Raw genomic sequence first — 15,594 nt, 5'->3', positions numbered from 1 at the left:
CAGGTTGGTATTAGGGCTGTTGATCCTTCTAGCTTAGTTTTTGTTCGATTCTTTACCGTAAGGAATAATGATTTTAGTACAAGGCTTGAGCGATGATTTAGCAGTCTAAGCGAAAGCTCGTAACGCATTCTAGTCATAAAAGACTAAAAGCATTGAAACGAACCCTAAGGGCCGCGCTTCTTGGCTATTTTTACGGTGTTGTAGGCTACTCGTGGAGAATGACTAAACGACATAGCCTCCGCCTTGTTAAAATAGCCAATAAACTGCGGAAAAAACAACCGTGAAAGGTCAACAGCCCCCAGACCAAAATGGAGAATATTCTCATTAAAAATGAGTGCATGATTACACTGCTTTTTGTCATAATGCCTGCCCACTGCTTAGCCGCAGAGTAACTCGTTAATGGCGCACAAGTATGGAAGATAAGATTAAGTATCAATCGATGCAGTATGACTTGCACCGATTAGTCGTACTGACTATTTTTTTTGGTGCCCTCATCGCTGCAATCGGTGTGTCCATTTCAGCTTGGGCTGAATATCAAATCATTGGTGATGCCGTTTTTAATCGTCGCGCTGATGTTCTAGGCGACTACAACCATGCCAAACTCGCATTTGTGTTCAACATCGCCTTGATGATGACTGGTATTTGTATCATGCTCGCGATGTTCGGACTCTACTTACTCAAACAAGGTTTTTTTAGTCACTACTTATCCTTAATCGGCGGGTGGGTCGGCGTGTCCGTGTTATTAATGGGAATGTTCCCGATTAACTACCTTGATATGCATCGCCTGGCGTCGACCAGTTTTTTACTCGGTACTGTGTTGATGTACTTCCTCTGTATTACCGATAGATTCAGCCAACGCTCGATTTGCAAGGGACCCATTTTTTGGTTGAGTATTTTGGGCTTTATAACCGCATCCAGCCTCGTGGTTCAACTCGATTGGAATACACTCGATTTTGTCCCTTGTGAACACGCTGAAGCTGGCCGTTGTTGGGTCGCTATCACCATGTGGCTTCAAACGAGTGTTGTTATGCTGTGGTGTTTATCTTTTGCATGGGCTATCCGAAAAATAGCGATTAAAAACTACTTAGAACTATCACAACGTTATCTTACTGGAGAGCAATAAATTCAACCATGAGACTCGCTAAATACCTCGCCTTAACGGGTTGCTGTTCACGCCGCGCCGCGACTCGCTTAATCAGAGATGGCCATGTAATGATTGATAACCGCCTCGCGAACCACATTGATACAGTGACGTTACTCGATACACCCGACGGCCAGCGTTGCCAAGAGCAACTCTTAGTCAATGGTAAGCTCATCGCCGCCGTTGAAGCCAAAGCCTATTGGTTGTTCCATAAGGCCGTCGGCACCGATAGCCGTCTGCTCGCTGACTTACACAATAGTTTGCTGCATTTACTGCCTGAATCACCACGACTGTACCCGGTGGGTCGGCTCGACAAAGATTCTCGCGGCCTATTGATGTTAACCAACGATGGTGAACTTGCCCACCAATTGATGCACCCCCATTTTGGTCACTGCAAGACCTATCACGTTACAGTGGACCGACATTTCAGTGATGAATTTCTATTACAGATGGCCGCTGGAGTTAGCTACAAGGACGTTACAACCCTGCCCTGTAACATGAGTCGTTTAACTGACGATAGTTATCAAATAGTACTCACCCAAGGGCTAAATAGGCAAATACGCCGTATGTCACAGGCACTCGGGTATAAGGTTATCGACCTTAAACGTGTTTCGATACAGAGTTTGAGTTTAGCTGATTTGGCGGAAGGCAAAATGCGCCAATTAACAGAAGCTGAGTTGTCTCAGCTAAAAGCTATATTAGCAAAGTAGCAAAGTAGCACTAATATTAAAGAGTAAATTCTCCAACACTCATCCATCGTCAATGGCCTCCCAGACTTGCCGCTGCAACAATCGCTGTGCACATACACCCAACGTGCTGCCAGCTTTAATGTTTTGAGACTTTTATGTGCGCAGCCTTGCGCTTCATGGTTATAGCTTTGTATAATATTTCTCAGCCATTTAACGTGATAGAGCGTTCTATTTTTGGCATATACGGCTGAGTCCAATCTGCATTAGCAGAACAAAAATCTAGCAGATGCCATTCATGGTGATAAATGCAGGATGAAAGTCCCTCCACGAATCGGAAATTAAGGACGTAATGAAACATGATGTCACAATGGAGTGGAGCTTCGTTTTGCTAACTAAAACCCCAACAACTTATCTAATATGTGACGCCATCTCATGATTAATATTTGTCGTGATATACGGCAGTGTTTCCTTCGGACACTGCTCTTAATAATGATTTTTATTCCTGTAATGGCTTCAGCATCTGATATTGCCAGCAGTGTCACCGGTGGAGTCGATAATCGCCTTGCTAACGGGGGTTACTTTGAGCTCGGGGCTAGCGTTTACGGCGTTAATAAAGTCGATATTCGCCAAACAGATTATCAAGCTGTACAGCCATCATTGTTGATTAGCGGTATGTACCAGTACAAAGGGCTATTTGTTGAGATGGTACATCAATCTCAAGATGGCATTAATTTAGGATTTAATTTCTGGAACTCTGATAATTGGTCACTCGATTTTTTAGCCGCGAATCTCAAAAGTACTTGGGCACGGCCAGAAGATGTCGACCCCTCCACTCTCAATGAAGCGGGCCGTAACGCTTATTTATTGTCTGAAGAGTCTCTCTATGTTGGCGCGGGATTTCGAGCTACACGTTATTGGGATGGCAATTACGTATTTCAGTACCGAATAGTCAGTGACTATTTGAATGATCAAGGGATCCAAAGCACAGCCCGACTGGGTAAGTCTTGGCAAGTTCGAAACTGGAACTTTCATGCATTAGGCAGCATCGAATACTCGTCATCCACTTTGAATCGCAATCTTTTTGGTATCGGTAGCGATGAAGCTACTGAGCTATTTCCCGAGTACCATCCAGGCAGTTCGTTTAGCTATGGCTTGGAAGTCGGCGTCGCTTACCCCATTAGCGAAAGTTTTGTATTCCGCGCGATGTACCGCGTCAATGTGCTGCCAGATGAAGTCACTGAAAGCCCCTTTAATCAGGCTGATTATGTGTCGTTTTTTAACGCCTCAATCAGTTATGTATTTTAGGGGACACATGAATAATTTCTATCTGTGCTTAGCGCTCCTATTACTCTTTAACCCAACAATAGCTTGGAGTGAGGAGTCGTCAATCGTCTTTACCGCGACGCCGGAGCGCTGTGTTGCACTGCATAAAGGCCAAACTTGCTACCAAGATGTGCTGTTCCGCTGGAAAACCCCTGAGGTGGGTCACTACTGTTTAGTATTATCTAAAAGTCAGCGTCAGCTCACCTGCTGGACTGGAACCGCCGTACAAGAATATCCATATAGTTTTGAAGGTGATAAAACCACAACTTTTAGCCTTGTCAGCCGCGATGACGCTAAAGCTCTGGCAGAAGTAAAAGTCGTTGTTACCTGGGTCTATAAAGCGCCTAAACAAAGTCAGTCTGGTTGGAGATTATTCTAAGAATGTCAGTTAAAAAACATATCTTAATCGTCGAGGACGATGCGTCACTGGCAGAATGGATTAGTGACTACCTGCTTGAACACGGTTACGGGATCACCGTGGCCAGCCAAGGTGACTATGCCTTAGAGATGATCGCCGATGAGCAACCAGATTTAGTGTTATTAGATGTGATGCTGCCGGTTAAAAATGGATTCGATGTATGCAAAGAAGCAAGAGCCTTTTATTCTGGCCCGATCCTTTTTATGACAGCCTGTGTTGAAGATGGCGATGAAATTCAAGGGCTAGATGTTGGCGCTGATGACTACCTCACTAAGCCAATTCGCCCGCAAGTCTTACTGGCACGCATTAAAGCATTATTACGCCGATCTAATGATGACAAGATAAAACAGCAACTGGTGTTTGAATCTTTGGTACTTAATGCTACGGCGAAGTCCGTTACGATAGGCCAAGAATCGTTAGAGTTAAATGCCAATGAATTTGATGTATTTTGGCTATTGGCTTTAAAGGTAGGCCAAGTTGTTAGCCGTATGGAACTCGTCTCTGAGCTACGCGGCTTTGAATACGACGGCCTAGATCGCTCAGTCGATATCCGCGTGTCACGATTACGAAAAAAGCTCCTCGAAGCTCAGAATCAACCCTATAAAATTAAAACCATCCGCGGTAAAGGCTACCTATTTTGCCGTGATGAGGGAGAAACGGACTCATGATAGGTTTAACGTCATGAGAAAGTTAATCATCTCATTAGTACTTTCCGTATTGGCCACGATTACCTGCCTAGGCTGGTCGATTAGTGAATTTGCCGCACTGCAAAATCCAGGAACTGAAAATTCCAGCACCACTGAGCACCTCGCGGCATTAACGCTTTTGGGCGTAGCTCTGTCGCGGAGTTTAGATGATGAAACCGCCAGTAATACACCCTTTATCGATAGCTGGAACCGACATAATTCAGAGCAATTATCGCTCATCGCTGAAACTGAATTTTCCTTGCCCACACCGCTTAAACTACAGTTTGATACCGACGCATCGCTGATGCTAGAGTCCGATGAAGGGATCTCGCTGCATTACCTGATGCCCAAAACGGGCCAAGTACTCAACATTAACACCAACCTGACAACGCCAGAGGATGCCAATTCAGATCTTAACGAACTTTATACCATGCTCTTTTACGGCGGGGTCGTCGTGATTATGCTGGTGTGGGTATCGCCTTTAATCCGGCAATTGCTCAATTTGAGCAAAGTGACTAAAGCCTTTGGTATGGGAGAGTTACAACAACGGATGGCAGTGAATAAGACCTCTTACATTGCCTCGATTGAGACTGAATTTAACCGCATGGCCGATCGAATTCAACAGTTAGTTGATGATAATAAACTGCTCAGTCGAGCCGTATCCCACGACCTGAAAACCCCGATTGCCCGACTTAGATTCGGCATTGAAGCGCTAGAGGAAACTAAAAGCGAGCAGCTACGAGTTAAGTACTTCCGGCGGCTTAATCAGGATCTTGACACCATGGAAGAGTTGGTGATGACGCTACTCAGTTACGCTCGCCTTGATCAAGCCAATATACAGCCAGAACTGCAACCCATAGAGTTAAATGCTTGGTTACAAAGCAAACTGGCAACCCAAGCTGACGGCAGCCACTTACTCGAGTTTATCCCTAATTTACAGCCGTTAATCGTCAACACAGATCCTAAATACTTGTCGATGCAATTGAGTAACTTACTCAGTAATGCCGAACGTTTTGGTCAGTCAAAAATCAGAGTTTTAGTCGCGGTTGAACATGGTTCAGTGTGGATACATGTGGATGATGATGGCCAAGGCATTGATACGTTAGAGATGGAGCAAGTTATTAAACCTTTTGTACGCGGTCAGCAGAGCCGAGATAATGCCGGTCACGGCATGGGTTTGGCCATTGTGAGCCGTATTGGGGTGTGGATGGGATCGCAGCTATCCATTGGCCGTGCTCCAGAATTAGGTGGCGCACGTATGTCGCTGCAATTTAAATAAATATTAAGCCACTATTACTTTTTATCTTTGGATAAACTGTAGAGCTTACTCTTTCCTTTAAAATTATTGGCAACATTGATGTTTTCCAGCGTTATCAACTGCTGGAATAGGCACATATAGTTTACTTCGATACTATATCGATAACTTCTGATTGTTAATAGAAAACTTAAGTAAATAAAAATACTTTTGAGCTTATAAAGATCTCTATATTTTAATCCTAAAAATTATAATCTGCTTATGGTTTTTGAGTTTAAGGAAATCATTTCCACTATAAGCTGAAAGTAATATAAACACTCAGCTTAAAAAACCTCAATACCAGGGGGAAGAACCCCACTGGAATATAAGCCGCTGAACAAGGTCTTTATGATTCATGTTCTCGTTACATCATGTGCAGCTAGGTTGGCGGAGGGGTGATATTAGCCCTTGTGCCATTAATCGTGCCTGTCTATGTATTCTTCAAGTGTATTCTTAAGTGATTGGCTGTAGCCATCCAACCACGTATAGCGTTCACGATACATTTTTCGTTTTGGCCGCTTGATATCTTCCATTGATTTACGAGCAGAATTAATCGGTAGTTTGTAGAAGAAATCATCATGGGATTCACCATTATGCTCTTCCCACAAACGGTCATAATTAAGATTAATTATCTTGGTTCTTCTTTTTATACCGTAACGTCTAGCAGTATATATATGCCCTGACTCCTTTACGGCATAAATATCTCTTATTCCGAGATTAATGGCGAGTAGCCGTAATGTTTCAACCATAAATGATTTAGGACGTAATCCATAAATCGCCTTGGTAAATAATCGGCTAAAACCATTATCATGAGCCCCACCTTGTATGCAGCCAATATAAATATCATTATCAATAACGGTAAATGAAAGGACATAACGCCTTTTATAATTGGAATCTGTAAGTGAAAGGGTAAGTTCCCCTTCCATTGTTGGGTTAAGGTGAAATGACAGATTAATTAGATAACATTCACCGTCAATATCTAGCTTGTGAAGTGTCAATCGATCATTATATATTTGATGACGAGCGCCAGCTGAAAACTTTCGTTCAAACCAGTCATAGTGGTTAATTAAAATATCAATGATTTCTTTTTTACTAAAGCCAATACGTAAGTAAGGCTTTAAAAATTTAGTCAGGAAATCGGGTTGGTTTTTACAAAGCTCTTTTCGTTCATCATGATAGAAATTGTTATTCATTTTTTTCATGTAAGGGTAATGCAATAAAGCTCGAATAATAAACTTAACTCTGAATTTTGTCTTTCCCTTATGTTTAAGACTACTAGCATCCATCGCCATACTAATTATATTCATGGTGTTTTTCTCAAATCTTGAATTCAAATAATATAAGTGCATAACTTTAATATGAAAATAATATAGCGCTAAATTTGCATCAGGCATCCACCCCCATTAAAGCGTCTATTTATTAAAATTGTATTTATATATTGCGCATATAACAAAATAGTTAACATTCGAAATTCGAATAGGTCTTTTTTCACTTGTATGATGAATCGATTTTTGGGTATACCTATAATGCACTCGCCAAATGCTGGTGCAGTAATACCTACATAACCATGTGTAATGCACCCTTATAACAGCACCTATATATAACGCATTGGCATTAAGATAATCACACTGTAACTATTTTTATGGCTTTCATCCAAGTGCTGTAACGTCTTTAATCCTCTGTAATTTAAAGTGACACTTGGTTATACGTATTACGAACGTGGGCCTACAAGCCCTAAAATCAAAATCGATCTGGCAGGGCAAGGGAGCACACCGCAAACAGCGCGGAAGCTCTCAGGCGTTGCGCTTCGTTTCCATCAAGTCTGCGCCTTAATAATCTCCAATTGTTCCAGGCTGACCATTAGGATTTTCTAATGGTAATATCAATGATCCGCTATAGAACTTTTGAAGGTGCTTTTTATTAAAGGCGCTATAAATAATAAGCGGCGCCAAAATTTAGATAACTAACCTTCAATACTGACATGGCCAATAATATAATTGGTGTCATACACTCGTGAGCCAGTGTTAGAATCTTTACTATTTAGGCCAGTAACTTCTACGACAGTTGAGGTTTCTTTATCAATAGTAGAACTGCCCCAAAGTAGATCATTACTGCTGGTTGTACCGACACCGAATTGACCAACAGAATCGCGATTGGTCTGCTCGTTAGTGAAGGTAAAATAGGGGAACCCAGCCTGTTGACACAGTTCTGCAGATTTAAGCATGACGTACTTTCTTGTCAGCGCCCTATCAGTATTGGTGTTACCGACAAAGCTAATCTGCCAGCTATCAGGTGCAATCTGCACGGTCTCAAACCCCTTACCGAAAGACCAAAAGCTTTTCTCTGTATCGTAAGGTGTGGCGCAAGCTGTTAGCAAAAATGCTAACCCCGCTATCGCGCATATGCTTTTTAATGATTTCATTACTTTCTATCCAAATTAATTAGAAGCTATAGCTCACGCCTAACGTCGTAACCCACTGGTTACTGCTATCGATAAGGGGTGAGTCAGCCATATCCGCTGTTAAGTGCGAATAGCCAGTAGCCTGAGTGATATCAAGATTTGCAGTAATAGGCACCACAAGCGCATAACCCGCTTTATAAGCAAATGCACCACTAGCTTCATAAGTAGGACGCTCGGTGGTCGCATCCGATTTGGAAACACCCGCGTAATAATCGACATAGTCTTTACTGAAATAATGAACGCCAGCGTAAGGCACTAAATCACCAAAACCGAGGTTCATCGGCAGATAATAGGTTACGTCAGCTTGGTAGCCATCATATACACCTGTGACATCATGCTGGAACTTACTCGACAATGTGCCTTTACCAAGGTGAACATCGGCGTTTAAACCTAAATCACCGCTTATTTTACGATCCTTCATACCCGTTAAAATATCGGCGTCACTTGAATCAAAACCAGGGTTTGCCACAACAAAGGCACTGAAGTTGATTTTGCTATCGTTATCACCTAAAAAGCGGTAGTTAATACCAGCAAGATCGGCGTTAAGGTCTTCGCCATGGTAACCACCATTAAGGTAATAGCCGGTTTTATGATCTTGGCCTTTATAAAATTCACTTCCAGTCGCAGCACCTGCTCCCACAAAATACTGCCCTTGATGGCTATAAATATTACCGTTACGAATATAGGTATTACCGTCTGCTAAGGCGTGGCTAGAGACCAAAATTGCCGTGATAGCGAAGCATAATTTTTTCATTTTCAAATCCTTTTTTACATCTGTCGAATGACTGTGAAGCCACTATATTCGACTTGTAATTTGGACTCTGTATCCAAATGTATCCTAGCGGTACATTTGGTTGTGCTACCCGTCGGGGTAGTTCAGCAGTTAAAAGTTTACATTGGGTTTTAATCAACCATCTGTTGTTCCAATGACCTGCGGTCGGCGTATGTGAAGACGCTACTGAGGCTCGCCGCAAGCACATCTGACCTCCATGGATGGAGCGAATGCCAAATTCTGCCAGGAACAGAAATAGTCTTGTGGGCTCAACGAAAGCACCCTGTTTTCGACGGATTCAGCCGTATCTACATTGGGCAAAAAAAGCGCAATCATCCAGCATTTGAGTCTTTAATTTAAAGATACAAAGTCACTATCCAATACTACTTACAGCCCCCATTGAAGTTGCCGAAACTGAGTAATCTTCAACCATCTGTGGTTCCGATGGCCTGCGGCCTGCGCAGGTGCAGACACTGCCGTGACACGCTGCAAGTCCATCCATGGAGGCTCGGCCATGACGTCCATGTCATGGACGGTCACGGCCGTATCTACACAGGGTTGAAAAAGCGCAATCATCCGGCATTTGAGATTTTCAATCTAAAGACACAAATTTCAGCGCATACTTTCTAGCTAACAAATAACACCCATTCCCCATCGGAGTTGCCGAAGTGCGTTGGAATAAATGGCGTAAGTCCAGACGATCTTTCCCGTGCATCCATGCACTTCAAGACATTCAGGCATCCTGCCTATCAGATGAGGGCATAGCTTTCACGGGACAGGCCATTCCTTGGCATCTGACCCATATGGATATGGGAAATGTCTATATGATGTCGGGAACATCATTGACCATGCCACCGCGGCATTTGTGAATCCATTCACATCAGACGGGCAGTCCTTCTTGCTCGACTCTTTACAACAGAATGGGCGAAGCGCCACGACGTTAGTCAAGCGCAGCTTGATATCTCGGGACTTACTTCTACCGCTAGGTTGCGGCTATAAATTAATGTTCGCCTAACGAGTAAATTCACATATCAAATCAACCAAGAAAAGAAACAAAAAAGCCGAAACACCTAAGTGTTTCGGCTTTTGCTATTCAAACAACCATTAATGATTATTCAAATCATTAATGCACAATTTCCATCTCTTCAAGCAAGTTATCTGCATGATCTAGGTACTTCATCACCCAAAGCATATAACGGCTATCAACCTGAATAGAACGGTTAGTCTCAGGATCGTAACCCCAATCACCAATGATACTTTCGTACACACCGTCAAACAGCAGCCCCACGAGTTCAGCACGACCGTTTAAGGTTGGTGAACCTGAGTTACCACCAGTAGTATCCAGCGTCGATAGGAAGTTAACGGGCACAGAATCTAACGACTTCACATAGTAATCGCCGTACTGCTTATTCTTAATCAGCTCAAGTTGCTTAGACGGCGCATCAAATGGATCTGCACCCGTGTCTTTCGCCAAAATACCTTCGAGACGAGTAAATGGTTCTGCGCGCATACCATCTTCAGGTGAGTAACCTTTAACATGACCAACGGTAACACGTAGACTTGAGTTGGCATCGGCGTAAACAGGCTTACCTTGTTCACGGTTATAAGCGATGATGGCGTCCATATACATAGGACGAACCTTCATTAGCTCACCCGCATACTCCTTGTCTTTCTTCTCTTCCTTCATGTCAGTGTCGTACATGGCAACAGCAAACTTGATGAAAGGGTCGTTAGATTTGTTGAAGTCTGTTACTGATTTGTCCATCCACGTTAAACGCACATCTTGCTTATCAAGATCGGTTTTGGCGTACATCTTATCCAGCGTCTTTTGTAGCTTCTTGGCATCAAACTTCTTGCCAATACCAAACGCGTTATCCAGTGCCTTCACTCGCTCATCAGCAGGCAGAGCCGCGTAACGACTGAGTAAATCAAACAGTACGGCCTTATCAACACTTGCCGCGTAACGACGGTCGATACGCTCCATGCTTGATTTAAAGCGGATCATGTCGCGTTCCTGATAACCAGGTTCACGCGCCATATCGTCTAGACCTTTTTCATTGGCTAAACGGTACAATTTACGTGCCGTTGGCACCATAGTGGTGTAACCGATATAACCTAAGATAATGTCGCGAGCTTGATGCTCATTACCTTCGGCAATCAACTTATCAAGCTTGGCAAGGGTTTCACCATACTTGGCTTTACGCTTACTATCTTGGTTCATCCAAGTGGTTAGCTCTGCTTCACGCCCTTTGCGGTCTGCAAGCATGGTCGACTTACCGTAGAACTCGATCATTGACGTAAAGTTTTTCGCGTAATTAGCAAGACCGGCGATTAAGCTTTCGTACTTAATACGCTCATCACTGCCCTCTGGTGCGGTTTCTTTAATAATGTCGATAAAGCGTTCGCGCAGCATTTTGCCTTCTGGATACGCCCATTCAAAGGTGTTTTCCACTTCATTGGCTGTGCGGTAACGGTTGGTACGGCCTGGGTAACCTGCCACCATCACAAAATCACCGTCGCTGACGCCTTTTGCTGATACTTTCAAGAAGCTCTTTGGCTCGTACGGTACGTTGTCTTGGCTAAAGTCTGCTGGCTTACCGTCTTTAGATACATAAGCGCGGTAGAAAGAGAAATCACCAGTATGGCGTGGCCACATCCAGTTATCGATATCACCGCCATACTTACCGACACTTGCTGCTGGGTTATATACTAAACGCACATCGCGAATTTCTAACTGCTTAACCAAGTAATACTCAAGGCCGCCGTGAAAGCTGTATACCTGACAGCGGTAGCCATCTTCTTTCTCACACTCAGCAACTAAGCCTTTCTCTCTTTGCTCAATGCCTTGATAAAATTCGTTTCCTGTTTTGCTCTCAAGTCCCGATTTTATTTTATCCGTCACGCTGCTAACATCTTCAGTGACAAAAATGCGTGAGCCCGGTGTTGCCGCAAGCTCTTCGCCGAAAGACTTAGCTAAAAATCCATCACGCAGCAAGTTCTTTTCAGGCGTTGAGTTGTATTGAATTGAGCCGTAAGCACAGTGATGGTTAGTCACTACAAGGCCTTTTGGCGACACAAATGATGCCGTACAGCCGCCAAGGCTGATCACGGCATTCATTGGGAATTCGGTTAGTTTTGAAATCGAGTTAACATCAATTTCAAGTCCCTTTGCCTTTAGCTCATCTGCCATGGCAGGAAGTTGGTAGGGTTGCCACATACCTTCGTCAGCTACTGCACCAAAAGAGGTCGCCATAGCGACTGTCAAAAGCCATTTCTTCATTTTGTTAAGTCCATTTTTTAGATATTTTAGGATTATTGTTATTTTTACTTGCTGTAATATCGATTTATGGGGCGGCTAGATACAAAAAAGCCGAGCCCAATATGCAAATATTGATGCTCGACTTTAGCACAAGATGTTAGCCAAGAAACAGACTCTAAATTAATCTGTTACAAAGCGATTACTGAATGTTGGCAACGCTTTATAAAGCAACCCACAACTGCGCGGCAATAATTCCTGCACCTAGCAAGCCTGCAATGCCCATTGCAGCTGTTCCGCCACTGACTTGATAACCGCCTAAGTTTTGCTTACGTTGACCAAGAGCCATCACGATAGGTAAGAAAATAATCATCACAACCAATGGAATAGCGGCAAACCCGAGCACTTTAAAGAAGCCATCAGGGTAATAAAGCGCACACAAGAGTGGTGGGATAAAAGTGATGAGCCAGGTTTGAGCACGGCCGAATGCATTATCTTTTGCACGCGTTAGCTCTGCCACATAATCAAACAAACTCATGGTCACGCCGAGGAAAGACGTCACCAATGCGAGGTTGGCAAATAGGTCAATAAACTGCTGCAAAATAGCAGAATCAGCGACCCCTTGAAGTGCAGTAACAAGCAAGGGTAGTGAGCCTTCAAAACCGTAAACTGTTTTGCCACCCAACGTGCCTAACGTCACCATTAACCACAAAATGTAGCAAACCAATGGAATAGTAGAACCAATAATAAGCACTTTACGCAGTGACATCGCATCACCATCTAAATAGCGCACTATGGTCGCAATACAAACGTGGAAACCAAAAGAGGTAAACACAATCGGAATAGCCGCTAACCACAAGTTAGTTAAATCACTGCCGCCAACCATGCCTGTAGTTGAATTATTCATCATCAGGCTCATATCGACTTCAGGGAGTAGATAGGCAACCACTATCACTAACAAGGCGATCATGGAGGTGAATAGCACACGCGAAACTTTATCAATCCAGCGTACACCCACCGCAATGAAACCACCAAAAATAGCGGTAAACATCAATACAGCAAGTTGATTGTCCATTTTCATGCCAACCAAATCCATCTTAGACTCAAGTAGCGATGAGCCACCCATTAGATAAACCATGGTTAACGCAAATAATAAACTTAGAAATGAGCCACCTTGAATAAGTTGACCGACTTTACCTAAGGTTTTACCCGTAATGGCATGTACATTTAGACCCACGCCTGCACGTAAGTTAATTTCGAGCATTAATAAAGAGGTATAGATAGATACCCCCCAAATTAGCACTAATAAAAACAGTGCCGGGATAGTACCTAAAGAAGCGGTAGCCAGTGGCAATGCCAGCATACCACCACCAATTGCCGTTCCAGCTACAATGGCGATAGAGCCAAGTATTTTTGAGTTCACAAAATTGTCCTGTTAGATTTTATAATTTATTTTTGGTAGGTCAGATTTAGAACGACTTTGAGGGAGAGATCTTTTCGCAAGTTAACAATACTATTAACAGCCCCCAATCGAATCTGGTCATCATCAACCTTAGCGATTCCAATTGGCCCCAACGGCTTAGTTAAATAATACGGATATTCACCTTATCAACTTTGCCACTGAGGCTGTATAAATCGAGGGCAATATCGATAAGATTGTTTCATTACGACTCTTTCTCTAAAAAATGACTGTTAGCGACATTAACAGCTACTAACCGCGTGGGCAAGACATCGGCGCAGCATAAAACCAACTTAGTACGAATCGACAATAAGCTTGTAAAGCCTTAGTAACAGTTAGTTTACGTTTGACTTTTTTTGCTCAATTTTGAGCCGTTGATAGCTTTCGTAGCATTGATATTGGTCAACTAGTCACTATAATGCTCGCCTCTGCTTCGGGGGAGTAGAGATCAATGTTTGCAACAAGTGTGCATAGATTGAGTATCAACATAATTGGCCATACGCCGTGGTACTTATAACAATTACATTAAGTATTTAGTCAATTCAGAAGCGCTCAAGCTTTTCAATTCAAAGCGCATTGACGACAGAATGGTTATCCCCTTGTGAGCCAATGCAAAGCAGAAGTGGAATGCGCGAGAGCTTCCCTAGGGTGGGTTTCAAAGCACTGTATGCTACGCCGGAAACTCTTGATATAGAATAACTATTAGCTTCAAGTTCCCAACTTGCCTTCAGTGCTTTGAATTCCCACTGAATGAACAGATACTAAATGTAATTGGTATGATAGTTAATGACTTATGTCGTTAACCCAGCAAGACCTGAGCACAATGCCACTCATATTTGGGAGGGGTGTATTGTGCTTGGAGTTTTTCCTCCCCGATATAGGAATACTTTTGGAAGCCTTTCTCGCCTCTACCTTTACTGTTGCTATCGCCGAAATCGGTGATAAGACTCAACTACTCGCGCTGGTTTTAGCCGTACGTTTCAAAAATAAAAGCGCCATTATTCTTGGCATTTTTCTATCCACACTTGCAAACCACTTTGCCGCTGCTTGGTTAGGTCAATGGGCCATCGGTTATATTAACCCTGATGTTGCGCGCTACTTAGTTGCAGGATCGTTTTTTGCGATTGCGCTGTGGGTGCTTATTCCCGATAAAATCGATGAAGAGGAGAGCCGTTTTTACGCGATGGGGCCTTTCTTAGCCACTTTTTTCCTATTTTTTATTGCCGAAATGGGCGATAAAACTCAAATAGCCACCGTGGTACTTTCCGCTAAATATGATGCACTTGCCATGGTGGTGATGGGCACTACGCTTGGAATGTTGATTGCCAATGTTCCAGTGGTCATCGCTGGTCACTTTAGCGCTGAAAAACTGCCTCTGCATTGGATCCATCGCGGCTGCGCCGTACTCTTCGCCATACTGGGTGTGGCGACATTGCTGATCTAAGCTCGGTTCGAGCTCAAACGGTGCAAGCTAAGACGATGCAAGCTAAGACGGTTCAAGCTGAGATGGTTCGAGCTGAGACGGACCAAGCTGAGACGGACCAAGCTGAGACGGACCAAGCTGAGACGGACCAAGCTGAGAACGAGTCAAGCTAAGACGATGCAAGCTGAGATGGTTCGAGCTGAGACGATGCAAGCTGAGACGAGTCAAGCTGAGACGAGTCAAGCTGAGACGAGTCAAGCTGAGACGAGTCAAGCTGAGACGAGTCAAGCTGAGACGAGTCAAGCTGAGACGAGTCAAGCTGAGACGATGCAAGCTGAGATGGTTCGAGCTGAGACGGGCCAAGCTAAGACGGTTCAAGCTGAGACGAGTCAAGCTGAGACGATTCCAACTGAGATGGTTCAAGCTGAGACGATGCAAGCTAAGACGGTTCAAGCTGAGATGGTGCAAGCTAAGACGATGCAAACTGAGATGGTTCCAGCTGAGACGAGTCAAGCTGAGACGATCCTGGCTAAGACAATCCCAGCTGAGACGGTGCAAGCTAAGACGATGCCAGCTGAGATGGTGCAAGCTAAGACGGTTCAAGCTGAGACGGTTCAAGCTGAGACGGTGCAATTAAGAATAAAAAAGCCTGTGGAGCCATGCTCCACAGGC

Annotated in this window: 13 protein-coding genes; 8 read left to right on the top strand and 5 right to left on the bottom strand. The window is 43.7% G+C overall.

All coding sequences use genetic code 11. The annotated features are described in order from the left end of the window. Positions 1–412: 412 nt before the first annotated feature. The 6 genes from L2729_RS05575 (at position 413) to L2729_RS05550 (ending at position 5,536) form a co-directional block, all read left to right on the top strand. Positions 413–1,123, top strand: a complete 711-nt coding sequence (locus L2729_RS05575) for a DUF998 domain-containing protein (RefSeq protein WP_248987365.1) — start codon at positions 413–415, stop codon at positions 1,121–1,123. Positions 1,124–1,131: 8 nt separating this feature from the next. Then, on the top strand, positions 1,132–1,851 hold the full coding sequence (locus L2729_RS05570) for an RNA pseudouridine synthase (RefSeq protein WP_248987364.1): 720 nt from the start codon (positions 1,132–1,134) through the stop codon (positions 1,849–1,851). 468 nt (positions 1,852–2,319) lie between these two features. Next, on the top strand, positions 2,320–3,135 hold the full coding sequence (locus L2729_RS05565) for a MipA/OmpV family protein (protein WP_248987363.1): 816 nt from the start codon (positions 2,320–2,322) through the stop codon (positions 3,133–3,135). 7 nt (positions 3,136–3,142) lie between these two features. After that, positions 3,143–3,532, top strand: coding sequence for a DUF3019 domain-containing protein (locus L2729_RS05560; RefSeq protein ID WP_248987362.1), 390 nt, complete (start codon positions 3,143–3,145; stop codon positions 3,530–3,532). Between the two features lie 2 nt (positions 3,533–3,534). After that, the gene (locus L2729_RS05555; protein ID WP_248987361.1) at positions 3,535–4,239 is read left to right on the top strand and encodes a response regulator; all 705 of its coding nucleotides are present in this window, start codon (positions 3,535–3,537) and stop codon (positions 4,237–4,239) included. Between the two features lie 13 nt (positions 4,240–4,252). After that, the gene (locus L2729_RS05550) at positions 4,253–5,536 is read left to right on the top strand and encodes an ATP-binding protein (protein ID WP_248987360.1); all 1,284 of its coding nucleotides are present in this window, start codon (positions 4,253–4,255) and stop codon (positions 5,534–5,536) included. A 431-nt stretch (positions 5,537–5,967) separates the two neighbouring features. On the opposite strand, the gene L2729_RS05545 is transcribed toward L2729_RS05550, so the two are convergent. The 5 genes from L2729_RS05545 to L2729_RS05525 all read right to left on the bottom strand — a co-directional run bounded on the left by L2729_RS05545 (position 5,968) and on the right by L2729_RS05525 (position 13,463). Next, positions 5,968–6,945: a VirK/YbjX family protein gene (locus L2729_RS05545; protein WP_248987359.1), complete on the bottom strand. Its 978-nt coding sequence runs from the start codon at positions 6,943–6,945 to the stop codon at positions 5,968–5,970. 569 nt (positions 6,946–7,514) lie between these two features. Further along, the gene (locus L2729_RS05540; protein WP_248987358.1) at positions 7,515–7,973 is read right to left on the bottom strand and encodes a CC0125/CC1285 family lipoprotein; all 459 of its coding nucleotides are present in this window, start codon (positions 7,971–7,973) and stop codon (positions 7,515–7,517) included. Between the two features lie 19 nt (positions 7,974–7,992). Next, positions 7,993–8,766, bottom strand: coding sequence for an outer membrane protein OmpV (gene ompV, locus L2729_RS05535; RefSeq protein WP_248987357.1), 774 nt, complete (start codon positions 8,764–8,766; stop codon positions 7,993–7,995). Between the two features lie 1,141 nt (positions 8,767–9,907). After that, a complete protein-coding gene (locus L2729_RS05530) occupies positions 9,908–12,064 on the bottom strand; it encodes a S46 family peptidase (RefSeq protein WP_248987356.1) in 2,157 nt (718 codons plus the stop codon). A gap of 199 nt (positions 12,065–12,263) precedes the next feature. Next, entirely contained in the window at positions 12,264–13,463 is a 1,200-nt protein-coding gene (locus L2729_RS05525) for an amino acid permease (RefSeq protein WP_248987355.1), read from the bottom strand. Between the two features lie 925 nt (positions 13,464–14,388). Here L2729_RS05525 and L2729_RS05520 point away from each other — a divergent pair. After that, entirely contained in the window at positions 14,389–14,943 is a 555-nt protein-coding gene (locus L2729_RS05520) for a TMEM165/GDT1 family protein (protein WP_248987354.1), read from the top strand. Positions 14,944–15,106: 163 nt separating this feature from the next. Further along, complete coding sequence (locus tag L2729_RS05515; protein WP_428848226.1) at positions 15,107–15,559, top strand: pentapeptide repeat-containing protein; 453 nt, start codon at positions 15,107–15,109, stop codon at positions 15,557–15,559. Positions 15,560–15,594 lie beyond the last annotated feature (35 nt).

The sequence above is a fragment of the Shewanella gelidimarina genome (assembly GCF_023283945.1).
Taxonomy (GTDB): Bacteria; Pseudomonadota; Gammaproteobacteria; order Enterobacterales; family Shewanellaceae; genus Shewanella; species Shewanella gelidimarina.
Note: the sequence above shows the minus strand (reverse complement) of the source record. Positions and strands in the feature narration are given on the sequence as shown.